This window comes from Polaribacter sp. (assembly GCF_051251875.1).
GTDB lineage: Bacteria > Bacteroidota > Bacteroidia > Flavobacteriales > Flavobacteriaceae > Polaribacter.
In genome coordinates, this window is the sequence record NZ_JBPOGL010000041.1 from 17,625 (window position 1) to 35,469 (window position 17,845).

At 30.0% G+C, this 17,845-nt stretch carries 11 protein-coding genes; 6 read left to right on the forward strand and 5 right to left on the reverse strand.

Annotation, left to right across the window (positions count from 1 at the left end; all coding sequences use genetic code 11):
* Window positions 1-299 precede the first annotated feature (299 nt).
* Complete coding sequence (locus ACSHW5_RS14980) at window positions 300-1,103, forward strand: carboxypeptidase-like regulatory domain-containing protein (RefSeq protein WP_435676958.1); 804 nt, start codon at window positions 300-302, stop codon at window positions 1,101-1,103.
* Window positions 1,104-1,605: 502 nt separating this feature from the next.
* Here ACSHW5_RS14980 and ACSHW5_RS14985 read toward each other — a convergent pair.
* The 4 genes from ACSHW5_RS14985 to fabG all read right to left on the reverse strand — a co-directional run bounded on the left by ACSHW5_RS14985 (window position 1,606) and on the right by fabG (window position 6,083).
* Window positions 1,606-2,436 (reverse strand): prohibitin family protein, encoded by an 831-nt coding sequence (locus tag ACSHW5_RS14985; protein ID WP_435676959.1) that lies wholly within the window; start codon window positions 2,434-2,436, stop codon window positions 1,606-1,608.
* Window positions 2,437-2,712: 276 nt separating this feature from the next.
* Window positions 2,713-3,105: an acyl-CoA thioesterase gene (locus ACSHW5_RS14990; RefSeq protein ID WP_435676960.1), complete on the reverse strand. Its 393-nt coding sequence runs from the start codon at window positions 3,103-3,105 to the stop codon at window positions 2,713-2,715.
* A 17-nt stretch (window positions 3,106-3,122) separates the two neighbouring features.
* Window positions 3,123-5,147 carry a VWA domain-containing protein gene (locus tag ACSHW5_RS14995; protein ID WP_435676961.1) on the reverse strand — a complete coding sequence of 675 codons (2,025 nt, stop codon included), beginning with the start codon at window positions 5,145-5,147 and terminating at the stop codon, window positions 3,123-3,125.
* 189 nt (window positions 5,148-5,336) lie between these two features.
* Window positions 5,337-6,083: a 3-oxoacyl-[acyl-carrier-protein] reductase gene (gene fabG, locus ACSHW5_RS15000; protein WP_435676962.1), complete on the reverse strand. Its 747-nt coding sequence runs from the start codon at window positions 6,081-6,083 to the stop codon at window positions 5,337-5,339.
* Window positions 6,084-7,580: 1,497 nt separating this feature from the next.
* On the opposite strand from fabG, the gene ACSHW5_RS15005 reads away from it, so the two are divergent.
* Together ACSHW5_RS15005 and ACSHW5_RS15010 are read left to right on the forward strand one after the other, a co-directional pair.
* A complete protein-coding gene (locus ACSHW5_RS15005) occupies window positions 7,581-10,373 on the forward strand; it encodes a T9SS type A sorting domain-containing protein (RefSeq protein ID WP_435676963.1) in 2,793 nt (930 codons plus the stop codon).
* A gap of 789 nt (window positions 10,374-11,162) precedes the next feature.
* Window positions 11,163-13,820, forward strand: coding sequence for a T9SS type A sorting domain-containing protein (locus tag ACSHW5_RS15010; protein ID WP_435676964.1), 2,658 nt, complete (start codon window positions 11,163-11,165; stop codon window positions 13,818-13,820).
* A gap of 451 nt (window positions 13,821-14,271) precedes the next feature.
* Here ACSHW5_RS15010 and ACSHW5_RS15015 read toward each other — a convergent pair whose 3' ends face one another.
* Window positions 14,272-14,418, reverse strand: a complete 147-nt coding sequence (locus ACSHW5_RS15015) for a TRAP transporter large permease subunit (RefSeq protein ID WP_435676965.1) — start codon at window positions 14,416-14,418, stop codon at window positions 14,272-14,274.
* Window positions 14,419-14,563: 145 nt separating this feature from the next.
* Between ACSHW5_RS15015 and ACSHW5_RS15020 the strand changes: the two genes are divergently transcribed.
* The 3 genes from ACSHW5_RS15020 to ACSHW5_RS15030 form a co-directional block, all read left to right on the forward strand.
* Window positions 14,564-15,721, forward strand: coding sequence for a tyrosine-type recombinase/integrase (locus tag ACSHW5_RS15020; protein WP_435676966.1), 1,158 nt, complete (start codon window positions 14,564-14,566; stop codon window positions 15,719-15,721).
* Between the two features lie 581 nt (window positions 15,722-16,302).
* Window positions 16,303-17,049: a hypothetical protein gene (locus ACSHW5_RS15025; protein WP_435676967.1), complete on the forward strand. Its 747-nt coding sequence runs from the start codon at window positions 16,303-16,305 to the stop codon at window positions 17,047-17,049.
* A 572-nt stretch (window positions 17,050-17,621) separates the two neighbouring features.
* A partial coding sequence (locus ACSHW5_RS15030) for a hypothetical protein (RefSeq protein ID WP_435676968.1) occupies window positions 17,622-17,845 on the forward strand: 224 nt, incomplete at its 3' end.

Genomic DNA, 17,845 nt, shown 5'->3' on the forward strand with positions numbered 1-17,845 from the left:
TTTTCTATGAAATATTTTCATTTTTCTACCTTCAACTACATTTGTAACACCAGCAGTTTTACTAACTAGTTTTTTGTAATCATTGAATTTTTGGTTACTTATTTGTCTTATAAATTTGCCTTCTCGTTTATTTAGAAACTCAATATTGAATTTCACAAAATGTATTCAAAGTATGTATGAATTGCTTTTTTAGACCTTCAATAAAAAAGAGTACTACATTGTAATTTTTTTTATCAATAATTTAAACTTCTTCACAAAAATTTAACCTTTCTAAAAGCAATTATTACTAATATTGCAAGATGCAAAGATTATTATACATATTGTGCTTTTTAGCTTCTTTAAGCACGTTTTCTCAGAACGATACCCTTCGTGTTAAAAAATTAAAAGGACAAATTATAAAAGCAGAAAGTACACAAACTTTAAGTGCTGCACATATTTTAAATTTAAACACTGTAGTTGGAACAATTACCAATGAAGATGGTTTTTTTGAATTACCTACCAGAGTAAATGATACTATTTTGGTGTCTTATTTAGGATATTCTTCTATTAAATTAAAAGTAACAAATGATTTATTAAAAGGAAATGAATTATTAATTGCTTTGTATGAAAAGCCAGAAGAAGTTAGAGAAGTTGTAATTAATTCTACCAAATTAATTGGAGTTTTAGAAATTGACGTAAAACAAGTACCTAAAGATAGATTTACGCGAATAAAAATTAACGGATTGCCACAAACTTATGAAGTTGGTAAACCAAAAGGAAAAAGCTTCTCTTCTCCTCTTGCCGCTTTATTTCAACCTGTAGATTTTTTATACAATCTTCTCGGAAACAAACCTAATCAACTTAAAAAGCTTCAAAAACTAAAAGGTGAAGACGATTTACGTAAAATGTTAGCGGGTAAATTTGATAGAGAAGTAATGATGGAATATTTAGAAATGGACAGACAAGAACTTTCTGAATTACTTTCTGACTGTAATTATTCTGAATATTTTATTAAAAAAGCCTCAGATTTACAAATGATTGAAGCCGTTTTAGACTGTTACGAAAACTACAAAGCGCTTAAAAAAGGAAAAATTGAGCGTAATAAAATTCCTGAAAAAAATTAATTCATTTTAATTGATAAAAGTAGTTGCTAGGCTTTTGAGCTGCCAATTGTTTTTTAATATATTTAGTATTCTCTAAAAGGCCTTTTACCATTGCTATTTTCAATATTTATTATAGCAGCTACCTCTATATAAAAGGTTGCATACTTTCTGTACAAACCCAATGGGTTAAGAAATTTCTAAAAATAATTAAAAGCAATAATACTCCATAAAAATAGGGCCAAAAGCAATGCTTCTGACCCTAAAATCAACTATTAAACTAACTAATCAAGAACTAAAACATGTTTGTAATGTATTTGTAGTTGAACTTTATATAATGTTAGACGGTAAAAAGGTATTGTAGTTACATAGTAAAACGAGTTTAACAGAACTTTAAGAAACCTATGTGCATAAAAAAATCTAGCCAAAGCTAGATTTTTTTTAGTTGTAAACAATCGTATTTCGAGGCTTGCCTAGAGATTATTGTTTAAATTTCCTTAAGATTAAAGAAATGTATAAGTTTTAATTATTGGTTACCTAAAATAATAGGCATTCCAGATTTTCCAGAACCAATTACTACCACTTTACTGTTTGCAGATTTAGACAACTCTATAGTAGCTTGAATACCTTTTTCTTGTAAAATTTTATCAGTTAAAGAAGCACTTAAAATTTTATTCGCAACTGCTTTTCCTTCAGCATCTATCTTTTGTCTTTCTGCTTCTTTTTTAGCCTTTGCCAATCTAAACTCATATTCTAAAGACTCTTGCTCTTGTTTTAACTTGGTTTCAATGGCCGTTCTAATAGTAGTTGGTAATTTTACATCTTCTACCAAAACTCTTTTTACCATTAAAAATTGTTCTTTTAAAACAATCTGAATTTCATCTAAAATTTCTTGTTCAATAACATCTCTTTTACTAGAATATAATTGCTCTGGTGTATAACGCCCAACCACACTTCTTGCTGCTGCATTAATTGCCGGATCTAACAATTCGCGTTCATAATCTTCTCCTTTAGTCTTTATTAGTTTTCCTAAGTTAGAAAACTCTGGTTCATACCAAATGGTACCGTTTACTTTTACTTCTAACCCGTTTACAGAAAGCACATTCATTTCAGTAGAAATAGCTTGCTGACGTACTTTTCTTACAATCATTCTATTCCAAGGTGCTACAATTTGAAATCCTTCTCCGTAGGTTTTTTCTGTATTTATACCATCTCCTAAAGTTTCAAAAATTACTCCGCCTTCTCCTGGACCAATAGTTACGGTAGATTTAGAAAAAATTATAATTACCAATACTGCTATGATGATAAAAAATAAACCTCCTTTTGGAAACCTAATATCAACTGGATTATTTGCCATTTTTATTTGTTTTTAAATTCATGTAAATTTACAATATAACTTTGTTACTTACAATCTATATAGTTACAATTTTCTATAAATACCCAACTTCAATAAGGAAGATGAACTTCCTTTAAACCTTGCTAATACAAGTTGCTGGTATTTATTTTAAGCCATGTTTTGCGCTCCTTTAAACAATGCTTCAATTATGGTGAAAAACAGTGTTAAAACGCCTTATTTTTAAGTCTAATGTTTTCTACCAATATCTTTAAAGCAATAAATAGTTTCTAAAAGAATCTATTTATCTTCTAATCTGTCTTTTACATATTCAATTTTTGTTTTACCATGCTTTTTAGGCTTGCCGTTTTCATCCAAAGAAACCATCACAATTTTATCAATATCTATAATTGTTTTTCTTGTTAATTTATTTCTAACACTACATTTTAGCGTAATAGAAGAGTTTCCAAAACTAACAACATTAATACCTATTTCTATAATATCTCCTTGCTTTGCAGAGCTTACAAAATCTATTTCAGACATGTATTTGGTTACCGTTCTAGATATTTCTAATTGAATAATTGCATAAATAGCCAACTCTTCGTCTATTAACTGTAAAAGTCTTCCTCCAAATAAAGTTCCATTCGGATTTAAATCTTCTGGTTTTACCCATTTTCTGGTGTGAAATCTCATCTTAATTTTCTATTGATTTAAATTTTTCCATAATATTTTCTAACAAACCATTCTATTGACAATAAAGAAATTACCGCAAATAAAATCCATTTCCAATCTATCAATTCCTGTTCTTTTATAGTAGATTTCTGACTTGTATAAAACAACTTATTTTCTAAAAGTACTTTCTTTACTTTTTCAAATTCGTCTTTAAAATACAACTTCCCTCCGGACCTATTTGCTAATTTTAAGAGTTTTGCTGTATTGGCATTTGTAAACTGTTCTTCTATTTGATATTCTGTGATTTTAAATTTTCCAAAAGCATGTATATCCTGCCCAATCACAGCAACTTTATACGTATAATCTCCAGAATCAAGGTTCTCTATTTCAGATTGATAAGAATTATTTAGTAAAGAAAATGGCAATTTACTTACTTTCTTTGTTTTCGTATTTGTGATGGTAATTTCAAGAGAAGCTCTGGCATCAAACTTGTAATTTTTATCGGTATAAAAAGCGGCTATTTTAATGGTAGAATTAGCTGGGTACAAATTTTCTGCGTGTACTTCTAATCGATTTCTTTTTTTATTTGATGCCAAATATTGCACCAAATTGCCTATAAATTCATCAAACTCTTGAAAAGAATTGGTATTTAAATAACTGGCAGCTCTCCATTTCCAAATTCCTGCACCAAATAACACTCCAGATTTCTGATCATCCTGTTCAAATGTAGCCAACAATGGCTGTGTTGTTTCTAATCCGTTTATCTGTTGATACAACAATGTTTGCGACTCCTTAGAAACCACCACTTCACCAAACTGATCTTGCAATGGCGGAAACTGATGAAAGCCAATATCTTTTTGTAAAAAAGTTAAAAAAGACCTATTAAAAATAGCTCCATAATTCTCTGAATTTCTGATGGCTTTTTTAGCAAATCCTAATGCTTTCGTATTTATAAAATTCCAATCTGTATTGGTTCCAGAAATTAAAAAATAATGACTATTTTGAGTCTTTATTACTTCAAAAACTTTATTAAAGTTATTGGTTGGTTGACACAAAATAACCAATTGATAATCAGTTAATTGTTTTTTAAAATTATCAACCAAAAAAACATCTACTTTTCGTTGTTTACTTTCTATTGATTTTTTTATCGCGCCTAAATCAGGATGCAAAACACTTGCTAAAATCAACACTTTTGTTTGTTCATCTATTACTTCTACAGAGAAACTTTTAGTGTTATTTTTAATATTTTTTTCACCATCAACTTCTTTAAGAATTGCCTTGTAAAATTGCAAACCTTCTGTGCTTGAAGTAAAATTAGTATTTATTGTTTTAGACCTTTCTGTGGAAGAAAATTGTACACTTTTAGTAAAAACAGTTTTTCCATTTTTAAGAATAGAAAATTGTGTACGTACCTTTTCTTTTCCTTCATAATTCAATAAAACTTCAACAGGAAATTTGTTTTTTATATAACTGTATTTATTTACGTTTAGCTGACTTATTTTTAAATCTTTATACTGAGTAGTATCACCAAAAGCAATAGGATACACAACTTGTTTAGCATTGATAAATTCATAATCTGCACCAATGGTTTGATTGCCATCTGTTAGTAAAAGTACAGGAGCAATAGTGTTTTTATATAGTTTATGAATGCTATTGATGGCTTCTGAAATATTGGTTTCATTATCGGCAAAAGAAAGACTATCTAAACTCGTTAATTTTTTACCAAATCTAAACTCCTTAAGATCAAACTTCTCTGACAACTCTTTATCAATCTTAATTTTAGAAATAAAATCGCGCAGCTGTTGTTCTTCGTTAAAAAACGGAATGGACTTAGAATTATCAACCAAAACGGCCAACACTGGTTTTGTATTTTGTAATTCAGTTTTATGTATTGTGGGGTTTATAAACAATAACAACAACAAAAACAGCGACAATGATTTTAAAACAAACAATAAAATAGACACTTTAGAGTTGTTTTTTGTTTTGTAATAATATTGAAAAAAAGCTACTGAAAAACTCAGTAACAAGGCCAAAATAAGATATAAAATAGTGGTTGTTTGCAATGTTTTTTATTGAATGCGAAAGATATACATAACTATTCTAAAACAAAAAACCTGAAACGTTAAATTGCAACAGGTTTTTAATTTTAATTTTTTTACAAGACTAAGAACTAAAGACTAAGGTTTAAAGTTTAAAAACTAATTTCTTAATACTTGATACTTAATACTTGATACTTAATACTTAATACTCATTTAAGTTAACATACCTCCATCAACAGAAAGTGTTTGTCCTGTAATATAAGAACTCATATCCGAAGCTAAAAACACACAAGCATTTGCGATATCTTCTGGCGTTCCTCCTCTTTTTAAAGGAATTCCTTCTCGCCAACCTTGTACTACTTTTTCATCTAATTTATCGGTCATTTCAGTTTCTATAAAACCAGGTGCAATTACATTGCTACGTACATTTCTAGATCCTAATTCTAAAGCCACAGATTTAGAAAACCCAACAATACCCGCTTTAGACGCCGCATAATTAGTTTGTCCTGCATTTCCTTTTAAACCAACCACAGAACTCATATTTATAATAGAACCTGCTCTTTGTTTCATCATCGGACGAATAACTGCTTTGGTTAAATTAAATACAGATTTTAAATTCACCTCTATAACGGTGTCAAAATCGGCTTCAGAAATACGCATTAATAAATTATCTTTAGTAATACCTGCATTATTCACTAAAATATCAATAGTACCAAATTCTTTTAAAACGTCAGTTGCCAATTGCTGTGCTGCGTCAAAATTTGCTGCATTAGATTGATATCCTTTTGCTAAAACTCCAAATGTTTTTAATTCCTTTTCTAATTCATTTGCAGCTTCAACCGAAGAACTATACGTAAACGCAACATTAGCGCCTTGTTTTGCAAATTCTACAGCAATTCCACGACCAATTCCTCTTGTAGCACCTGTAACAATTGCCGTTTTATTTTCTAGTAATTTCATTTATTTTAATTTTTTATGCATGCAAAGATAGTAAATTAAGAAAACCTTTTTATTTGTCTTCTATATAATTATAGTTTTATTAGTGAAACGCTATTTTGAAAAACAACAAAGCAATACATCTAAAGTAATTAATGCGACCAACTGAAATTTAAAAAGATTGAGTACAATTACATACCTGTTGTGCATTTTAAACTAAAAATATCCAAAACTTTCAGTACGAGTGATGTTGAGGTACGAAAAAATGTATCGAGAACTTTTTAAAAGCTAAAATTCTTACCTGCCTGTCGGCAGACAGGTTCCCGATACAAATTTTATTCATTTCAATCGTAAAACTCACTTGAACTGACAGCATTTTATCAAAACATACAACAGGTAATTATGCATTTATTTTATCAATTCTGATTATATAAAAACATCAAAAGAAACTAGTACTAATTTCTAACTAAACCTTCCTTTTTTTAAACAGACAATTTTCTAAAAATAATTGTAAATAACAGACACCAACTCATAAAAACATGCTGTTTTAGTTAAAAATACCTCATATATTATTTATAAGAATTAGAATTTATGATTTCGTACGACACTACCAACAAAAAACACAGCATATAGCAAGCTCATTTACAGTTTTTTATATTTTTTTAGTAAATTGCAATCAAATTTCTATAAAAACACAAAAAAAATCATATATTTGCTAATAGATTTAATATCAAAAAAGTACTCCCCCTTACAAAGTATTTTGATTTACCCTCTTTAAAAATCAAATATTTTAAATTATTAAATCTGCACTCCCCTGCATAGTACAAAAGAAAATTAAAACAAATTTTAATCAAATGTATTTTTTAAATGAAAATTGTGACTTTTAATTAAATCCGTGTCATAGAACAGAATTAATAATAAAAAAAACAAATTTAAACAATAGTAGTTTTATAATAAAAATGATTTGTGCACCCCTCGTAAAGCACTTTGGCATGATGATAACCTGCCTATAAAGAATCAGACAGTAACAAGAAAATTGTAAAAAAAATAACTCCCCCACACGTAATAATATGGTATGGTGATTACATGCCTTAAAAAAAATTTTAACAACGGATTAATTTTAAAAAAATAAGTAAAGAATAAAAGAAAAAGACCGATGACTTTCCCTAAAAGTTCTGTGTCGTAAATCTGGAATCATAACATTAAAATGAAAATTAAACAATAGTAGTTTTATAATAAAAATGATTTGTGCTCCCCTCAAAAAGCACTTTGGCATGACGATAACCTGCCTATAAAGAATCAGACAGTAACAAAAAATTGTAAAAAAATAACTCCCCCAAACGTAATAATATGGTATGGTGATTACATGCCTTAAAAAAAATTTTAACAACGGATTAATTTTAAAAAAATAAGTAAAGAATAAAAGAAAAAGACCGATGACTTTCCCTAAAAGTCCTATTTCACAACAAACCCCAACCTGAAAAGGAAATTTTAATGAATTATTAATTTAAAAGTAACAAAATGAAAAAGCAATTACATTCAAAATTATCGTTATCCTTAGCCCTGTGTTTATCACTTGGCTTAGTGGGTAACATACACGCTTTAGAAAAGCACACGCCAACAGAAGAAGGCGCTACAATTAGTACAACATCATCTAAAAGTGAATTTGTAAAAGCAGCCACAACTGCCTTTTATTTTGCCGGTACAGATTATGATGTACCCGCAGGTTGTTCTAAATACACCAACATAGATGAAGACGACAAATACACATTCCCTAAAGATGAAAATGTTACTGCTCTTTTTGATGGTGGTACACTAGGTGAATTGAAGGACGCAAAACCTGATTCAGGTAAAACACATAACCTTTATTTATCTGATCTTACCTTAGAAAAAGATATTAAAATTGAAGGTGACGGTACTGGTAATGTTACCTTAAACGATGTTACTAGTGAGAAAAAATTAGAACTTAAAAGTAAAGGTGGTTGGAACTTCAACATGAACGGCTCTTCATTGAAAGAACTTAAAATTGGAGGTGAAGGAAATTCAGGTAATACTGTAATTTTAAATTCTACAATCACAGATAATTTAGAAATTAAACCGGAAAATGGTGATTTACAGTTTTTCATGAGCAATACTAACTCTAAAAATGTTAAAGTTGAAAATGATGACAAAGTTAGTACAGTGATTGTAGGAGGTGTTTTGACTGACGAAATAAATCTTAAATCTAAGGAAGATGATGTATATCTTTATATTGATGGTACAACAGCTAAAAAAATAACTGCTAAATCAGAAGAAGACGGTAAAAGAGCAGATATTATCATTAAAGATGCAACTATAGACGAAACTATTGAGATAGAAGTAAAAGATGCTACAAATTCTTTTGCAGATGTTATTATAGCTAACACTAGTATTGGCAAAGACATTACATTAAAAGGGAATGACGGTAAATTATCTCTTGGAGCAGGCACAACTTTTAAAGATGGTCAAAAAATAACTGGTGGTGATAAAGATACATTTGAACTTTCTATAGAAGCTGGTTTAGTATCTAAAATAGAAACGTACGGTGGTACTACTTATAACACTATTAATGCTGCTGCACTTTCTGCGGCTTCTGCAGACTTAGCAGATGGAGATAAAATATATTTAACCATAGATGGAGATGTAATAGAAGTTAAGGACTTCCATTCTTTAACATTCTTTAACGGAACAGTACCAACAACACCAACAATACCTTCCGTAGCTACCGGTCCAATAAAAACAGCTGTTGCAGGAACAAATAATTGGGGTACCGCTGCGGCTTGGTCTCCAGCTAGTTTACCTACTGCTTGTGAAGATGTAATTATAGCAACTAGTGCTAACATTACAATACCTTCTGGAACTATTAACGCAAATAAATTAACAGTTGAAGCAGGTGCTTCTTTAACTATAGACCCTTCTGCATCATTAAATCTTGCAGCTGGTGAGGTTTTAACTATAAACTCTAGTGGAACAGAATCTGGTGTTTTTATTGGTAAAGGGTATACAGGTCAAATTACATATAACAGATATGTAGACAATCAATGGCATATTATTTCTTCTATGGTTACAGACCAAAGTTTAAATGGTTTTGCAACCAATGCAGCTAATGATATTACTACAGGAGATGGTGGAACTAAATATGCTTTAGGACCTTACTCTCCAATTGCAGATGCTTGGGTTTACTTCACAACCGCTACTATTGCTGCAGCTGGTGATTTTGCTGAAAATGTTGGATATACTTTTAAAAGAAATACTGCAGGATTTGCAACTTTTACAGGTACTAATAATGATGGAGATGCTACTACAACTGTTTTAGCTAAAGGTGTATCAAACGGTTATAGAAGTTTAGGAAATCCTTATCCTTCTTATATGGATGTGAATGTTGGTACTCCTAACTTTGTAACAGCAAATGATGGTATTTTAGCAGCAGGTGCAAAAAATATTTTTCTTTTTGATTTAGTAACAGGTAAATATTTATCTATAGGAGATGCATCAGCAGACAAATACATAATACCAGGTCAAGGTTTCTTAATTAAAACAGATGCTGGTGGTACTGCTACTATTTCTGAAGATTTACAAAGTATTCAATCAGGTGGTACTTTAAGTAGAAGTACATCTAGTGAGATTACAAGAATTGCAATGAGTATTTCAAGTGGTAGTTTACTTGGTAAAGCCAATGTTTACTTTCATGAAAATGGTGCTAAAGGAATGGACAACGATGATTATTTAGTTTTTACAGATTATGATTTTGATATCTATTCTAAATTATTAGATGGTTCTTATGCAGATAATAATTTTAATACACAGTCATTGCCTAATAAAGACTATGAAACTATGGTTGTGTCTTTAGGTATAAATGCAGCTATAAATTCAACAGTAGAATTCAGCTTTACACATGAAGCGTTACCAGCAGGTTATATGCTTTTCTTAGAAGATAAAGAATTAGCTACCATGACAAGAGTAGATGATGGAACTACATATTCTGCAGTTATTAATGCAAACGGAACAGGACGTTTCTTTTTACATACGTCTACATCTGTGTTAGCTACAGAAACAACAATTGCATCTAAAGTAGCTATTTTTAGTGCTAATAACAGCGTTCAAATTAATGGCTTATCTTTAGGTAAAACAACTGTTACTATGTATGATTTATTAGGAAGAATAATTGTAAAAGATAGTTTTTCTGATAAAAATTCTCATGTAATTGCTACTAGTTCATTAAACAAAGGAAGTGTGTATATTGTAGACATAGAAACTACCGATGGTAAAGTAACTAAGAAAGTAATTATTCAGTAACTATGATAAAAACTAGCAATCACTAGTTTAAAAATGATCATAATTAAAGACTGCCTTTTTTAGGCAGTCTTTTTTTATGCCTTAAATTATCAAAAAATAAAACTCCCATAGTATAATGATATTAAAAGATAAGTAAGTATGCAGCTTTTATTACAGGAACAACTTAGCTCATTCATAGTAACAAAAAACGTAAAGTATAATTCTTTAAAGCAGCACTTTCTTGTAAAATATATATTTTAAAAAAAACCTGTAAATTTATGTATGGGTTTTTCCTTTTTAATAGAAACACCTACAATACTTCAAAGTAATCTCATTTACCTGTAGGCTGTCAACATAAGTTTCTAAAGTAAAAAAAAACAAAAATTTTCCATTTTGTATTATGTGTCATTCACAGCACATTTAATAAAGTGTATCTTGATGTCTTGTGAAAACTTTTTTTTGAATTCAACTTTTCTTCAGAGATATCATTTACAAATAAATTACAATATTTTACAAATTAAAATGAAACGCACCCGTTAAAAACCCATTTTAAAAGTAATGTTTTACCTAATATAATCTTAAAAAGCGACTATTTTTGTTTTCAAAAAAAAATACACATCTAACCACCTGATATACAGGTGTATATAATTTTAATTATATTTTTTATAATTATTAAGAAATAAAAATAATATATTTGCCACATTCATTTACACAAAATGAGTGACTTACAAAAAAAAGAAGTGTCTTAAAATTAAGTACGAATAAAAGAAATTATTAACTTATGTATAATTACATTTAAAACCAATATCTATGAAAACAAATTTATTTTCAAAATTAACATTATCACTAATCACATGTTTTTCCATGGGATTAATAGGTAATGCAAACGAAACTTCAAATAAGAAGATTTCTAAGACAACAACATCTACCAACAAAGAATTTACAAAAGCAGCCACAACTGCATTTTATTTTGCAACAGATGTAAACCTAGCAAATGGTTGTTCTAAATTAGTACCAGCAGATGAAGAAAAAATTATTGTACCTGATACTGGTTCTGGAACCGTTGTATTAACAGGAGGTACATTAACGGAAATTGATGAAGTTAAAGTTACCGGAGATTGGGACTTTTTTGTTATCGGAAGCGAACTTAACGATGGTGATAAATATAAATTTGGTAAAGGGGATGCTACTGGTGTGGTAAACGTTACACTTATAGACATAACAAATGCAGCCGGAGAAAGCCCAGAAATAAAAGTTAAATCTAAAGGAGCTGTATCTCTTAATATAGATAATGCACAGACTGTAGATAATATTGAAGTTGATTCTGCTGAAACTACTGCAGATGTAGTAATTATTGGTTCTACCAATACTGGTGATACAAAAGTTGAATCAGATTTAGCATTTACACTTAATATTTATAATACTTCAACTGCCAAAAGTATTACAGGTACTACTGGTGATGACGCTAGTGCTACAGCAGTAATTGTTGGTGGTTCGGTAACTGAGGATATATCTTTAAATGCAGGTAAAAACTCCCCTTCTTTTATGAGCGCTATTATAGATGGCACTGCAATTGATGGAGATGTAATTTTATCAGGTTTTGATGGTAAATTATCTATTGGTACAGGCACAACCTTTGTAAATGGTCAAAAAATAACTGGTGGTGATGAAGATACTTTTGAACTTTCTATAGAAGCTGGTTTAGTTTCTAAATTAGAAACTTACGGAGGTACTATATATACAACTATAGATGCAGCAGCACTAACTGCAGGTTCTGTAGATTTAGCAGCTGGAAAAAAAATATATTTAACTATTGACGGTAAAGTTGTTGAGGTTCAAGGTTGGAATTCTTTAACATTTTTTAATGGAACAGTACCAACTGCACCAACAGTTTCAGGAGCAGCAACAAAGACTGCTGTTTCAGGTACAAATAATTGGGGTACAGCAGCAGCTTGGGCTCCAGCTAGTGTACCAACAGCATGTGAAAACATAGTTATAGCAACGGGAGCTAATGTAACAATACCATCAGGTACTATTAACGCTAATAAATTAACAATTGCAGCTGGTGCTTCTTTAACTGTAGACCCATCTGCAACATTAACTCTTGGAGCTGGTGAGGTTTTAACAATAAACTCTAACGCTACAGAATCTGGTGTTTTTATTGGTAAAGCGTATACAGGTCAAATTACATATAACAGATATGTAGACAATCAATGGCATATTATTTCTTCTATGGTTACAGACCAAAGTTTAAATGGTTTTGCAACCAATGCAGCTAATGATATTACTACAGGAGATGGTGGAACTAAATATGCTTTAGGACCTTACTCTCCAATTGCAGATGCTTGGGTTTACTTCACAACCGCTACTATTGCTGCAGCTGGTGATTTTGCTGAAAATGTTGGATATACTTTTAAAAGAAATACTGCAGGATTTGCAACTTTTACAGGTACTAATAATGATGGAGATGCTACTACAACTGTTTTAGCTAAAGGTGTATCAAACGGTTATAGAAGTTTAGGAAATCCTTATCCTTCTTATATGGATGTGAATGTTGGTACTCCTAACTTTGTAACAGCAAATGATGGTATTTTAGCAGCAGGTGCAAAAAATATTTTTCTTTTTGATTTAGTAACAGGTAAATATTTATCTATAGGAGATGCATCAGCAGACAAATACATAATACCAGGTCAAGGTTTCTTAATTAAAACAGATGCTGGTGGTACTGCTACTATTTCTGAAGATTTACAAAGTATTCAATCAGGTGGTACTTTAAGTAGAAGTACATCTAGTGAGATTACAAGAATTGCAATGAGTATTTCAAGTGGTAGTTTACTTGGTAAAGCCAATGTTTACTTTCATGAAAATGGTGCTAAAGGAATGGACAACGATGATTATTTAGTTTTTACAGATTATGATTTTGATATCTATTCTAAATTATTAGATGGTTCTTATGCAGATAATAATTTTAATACACAGTCATTGCCTAATAAAGACTATGAAACTATGGTTGTGTCTTTAGGTATAAATGCAGCTATAAATTCAACAGTAGAATTCAGCTTTACACATGAAGCGTTACCAGCAGGTTATATGCTTTTCTTAGAAGATAAAGAATTAGCTACCATGACAAGAGTAGATGACGGAACTACATATTCTGCAGTTATTAATGCAAACGGAACAGGACGTTTCTTTTTACATACGTCTACCTCTGTGTTAGCTACAGAAACAACAATTGCATCTAAAGTATCTATTTTTAGTGCTAATACTAGCGTAGAAATTAAAGGCTTATCTTTAGGTAAAACAACTGTTACTATGTATGATTTATTAGGAAGAGTAATTGTAAAAGATAGTTTTTCTGATAAAAATTCTCATGCAATTACTACTAGTTCATTAACCAAAGGAAGTGTGTATGTTGTAGACATAGAAACTACCGAAGGTAAAGTAACTAAGAAAGTAATTATTCAATAATAAACATATTATAAAAACTAGAATTTATACTAGTTCTTAAATAATAATTAAAAGAGACTGTCTTAAAAGGCAGTCTTTTTTTTATGTATTGAAAATAAAATATACAACTGCATCTCCCCTATTTCATTCAATAAATTCTTCTTATAATTTTATAATATTCCTAAATAAAATGTTGCACCCATTCTTTTTAAGGGTACATTTTACATAATTTCTACAAAATACAAGCTGAAAATAACATTACTTCTTTTTTAGTTAATTCTATTTTAGCCAATCTTTTTTTTAATTTTGAGTTTGTCCCTTCTTGGGTAAAATTGTAAAAAAACATCAATTACCATAATTTTATTTTACACAAAACCTAAAATTAAGGTAAAAATTACCGCAATAGCGGATGCTCCTCTTGCTGTAAAAATGCCAACTACATAACCACCGATTACAACAACAAGCTATCATATTAGTGTTTTTTCATCAACGGAAATGTAAAACCGCCAATAGCGGAAGTTGCCGCAACTTCAGCCCCAGACATTGCACCAAAAAGCATGCAATAAATTATATTTACAAAAGTTGTGAACCCAGCAAAGCTATAAATATTCAAATTCACTACACAAATACAAGTTTAACAAAAAATAATTTTGAAAGATTCGCCAACAGATATTTTCCAACAAATTGGTTTTAAGAACGATAAAACTATAAAATAATAGATTATTTGTATAATTTTCATTAAATTTAAGTGCTAATTAAAAAGAATGAATGCATTACCTACCATTTTATTAGAACAAAAAAATCATAGAAATGCGCCTCAACTACTGGTTAAATTTCATTATAACAATTCTTTAATTAAATTAATCAGAAAAATACCTAGTGCAACTTGGAGTCGTACTTTACGTTCTTGGTATGTAAAATATTCCGAAGAAAACGTAGCTTTAGTTTTAAAGACTTTTAAAAATATTACCTCTGTAGATGCTAGTAAACTATCCAAAAAAAAGCTTTTTAAAAGAAATTTAACAGAAGATCAAAAAAAACTTCTGAATACTTTTTTCTTGTATTTAAGAGGAAAAAGATTTAGTGAAAGTACCATACAAACTTACATTTTTTTTGTGGCCGATTTTGTAAACTTTAACACCAACACGCCTTTAGAAAAATTAACCAATAGAAATGTTGAGCTTTTTATTGAAAAAGTGTTTATAGAACGAAATTATTCCATAAGTTCTCAAAGACAATTTATAAGTGCATTAAAAGTTTTTACTGTTTTTTATCCGCATACACAAATTAATGATTTACAATTAGAACGACCAAAAAAGTCTAGAAAACTACCCAGTATTTTGTCTCAAGAAGAAGTGTTAGAAATTATAAGATGCACGCAAAACATAAAACACAGAGCTATTTTGGCCTTACTTTATTCTTGCGGATTAAGAATTGGCGAATTAATTAATTTAGAGTTAAAAGATTTTCATATTCAAAGAAAACAGCTCGTTGTAAAAAACGGAAAAGGACGAAAAGACCGTTATATAAGTTTGGCAGATAGTTTTTTGCCATTATTATCTACCTATTATTATGCTTACAAGCCCAAAACCTTTTTTGTTGAAGGGCAAAAAGGCGGAAAATACAGTTCAGAAAGTGTGCGTCAGTTTTTAAGAAGAAGTTGTGCAAAAGCAAGGATCAGAAAAACTGTTACACCACATACTTTAAGGCATAGTTATGCCACACATTTACTAGAAAACGGAGTAGACATACGATACATACAATCTCTTTTAGGGCATGCAAAACCAGAAACCACTATGATTTATACACATATAAGGCGTAAAGATTTAATGGAAATTCAAAACCCATTAGATATTGCTATTCAGAAATTAAACAAGGTTGATAAAGACAATGGAAATGTTTTATTATCCCGAGATATTTAACCATAAAACAATATATTTGTTTTTATATAACGAGTTGCAAAACATTGTCGAGCAAGTTTGCGGAAATCACTCAAACCGAAAAAATTAGAATACATATTTTTGAGTTTTTTACTTTTAAAGTTAAAAAAAAACGAGAAATTTTGAACACTTTATCAATCGGAAAATTTTGAGAATTTTAAGTAAAATTTGGAATTTAAAAATGTTTGAATTTACTCAAATTCTGAAAATAAAATTGGTGGAATTCTTACTCAAAACCTGAATTTATCAAGTTTGCGGAATTGAGCAAAATGCGGAAAATATGATTTGCGGAATTTACTCAAACTCTGAATTAAAAACTTGGCGGAAAAATCTCTTAAAAGTTGAATTCTGAAAAATTGGAAAAATAAATAAAACGAAGTTATGGAAACAAAAAAACAACGATTTTGCAACACCGTGTAAAAAAAATTGCTAAATTTATTGCTTCACCAAAAGCAGTTGCTTTTTTGCTCACATCTGATTTTCCGGTGGAAAATCCTCGCGAACAAAACCGCAACTTTTCATACACCAACACGTTACCAACAAGCTGAACAAAAATCCTGCTAATGAACAAACTTTCGTCTGAAAACCTAAACCTTCTGCCAAATCCGAATGAATTACAAAAGATTTGTAAATCCATTTCTGCTTTGGAAGCAATTATTTGTCCTGAATGGGAATACAGATATTATTCTTATCAAAAAGATTGGAGTGAAACAGAAGAGTTTTGCGAAATGAGAAACGGACAAGGAGACCAAATGTTAATGGTTTTTAGCAAAAACGGAACTTGTATTAACGGATTTGCTCACGAAAGCGAAATGAATGGCTGGACAAACATTCCGATAGAAGAAAAAAAATCCTTTAAGGAAAAACTATTTGGTTCAAAAAAAGATGTCAAAACGGAATTAACTCAAATAATTCCAAACGGAGTTGTCGATAATTTACCAAAAGTATTTAATGACTTTATATTCGGAGAACCTGTAAAAAGTATTGGAACAACTTTTTGTATTTGGCAAACTGAATCAGATAATAATTGGAAAATAGGAGAAGTCGATTTACCAAAAGACGAATACAAAGATGGCTCTAATGATTTACTACAATTATTAGACGGAAAACCTTTGACTTACAAAAAATGGGCGGAAGAATATTACGAGGAAAATTTTGAGAAAAACGAACTCAAATTGGAACTTGTAGAAAAGATTTATAAAGGAGTTATAATAACAAAAGAATTGGTTCTCGAATTAAATCCAGAATTAGAGGATTTTGAACAATTGAAATCTGATTTAAACGAAATCGGATATGAACATAAAATATAAAAGCCAGTTGGTAACACCGTATATAATTTATTGCTGGCTTCTTGCCTACTTACGAAAATCCTCGCGGATTTTCTATTCGGTTTTTATTTACTAAATTAGGTGATTAAACCACGCAACAAACCATATACAACAACGTTGGCAAAAACTCGGGAAAAGCGCCGAAATGAAGATTGTTTTTATAATTTTACTTTTAGCTTTTCCTCTCTTTACAAAACGAAAATTTGGAAAATGAGGAAAGTTAAAATTTATGAAAAATGCTTTCTCGTTCATAAAAATTTGTAAAAATTGAAAACCTTGAGAAGTTTAATAAAGTAGAATTTACCAAAATGTGGAAAACAAAAATGGCGGAATTCTTACTCGAACTTTGAATTTAGAAAGTCTGTGGAATTTACCAAAATACGGAAAAACAAAATGGCGGAATTTTCACTCAAAACCTGAATTAAATAAGTTTATGGAATTTACTAAAATGCGGAAAACAAAATGGTGGAATTCTTACTCAAACTCTGAATTTAACAAGTTTGTGAAATTCTAATTCCTGGTTTGAATTATGAAAAATAAGAAAATTAAGAAAAATGCGGAACGAAAGAAAAAAATCACGCATTTGCCAACACCGTGTAAAAAAAATTGCTAAATTTATTGCTTTACCAAAGGCAGTTGCTTTTTTGCTCACGTCTGATTTTCCGGTGGAAAATCCTCGCGAACAAAACCGCAACTTTTCCTACACAAACACGTTGGCAAAAACTCGGGAAAAGCGCCGAATTGAAGATTGTTTTTATAATTTTACTTTTGGCTTTTC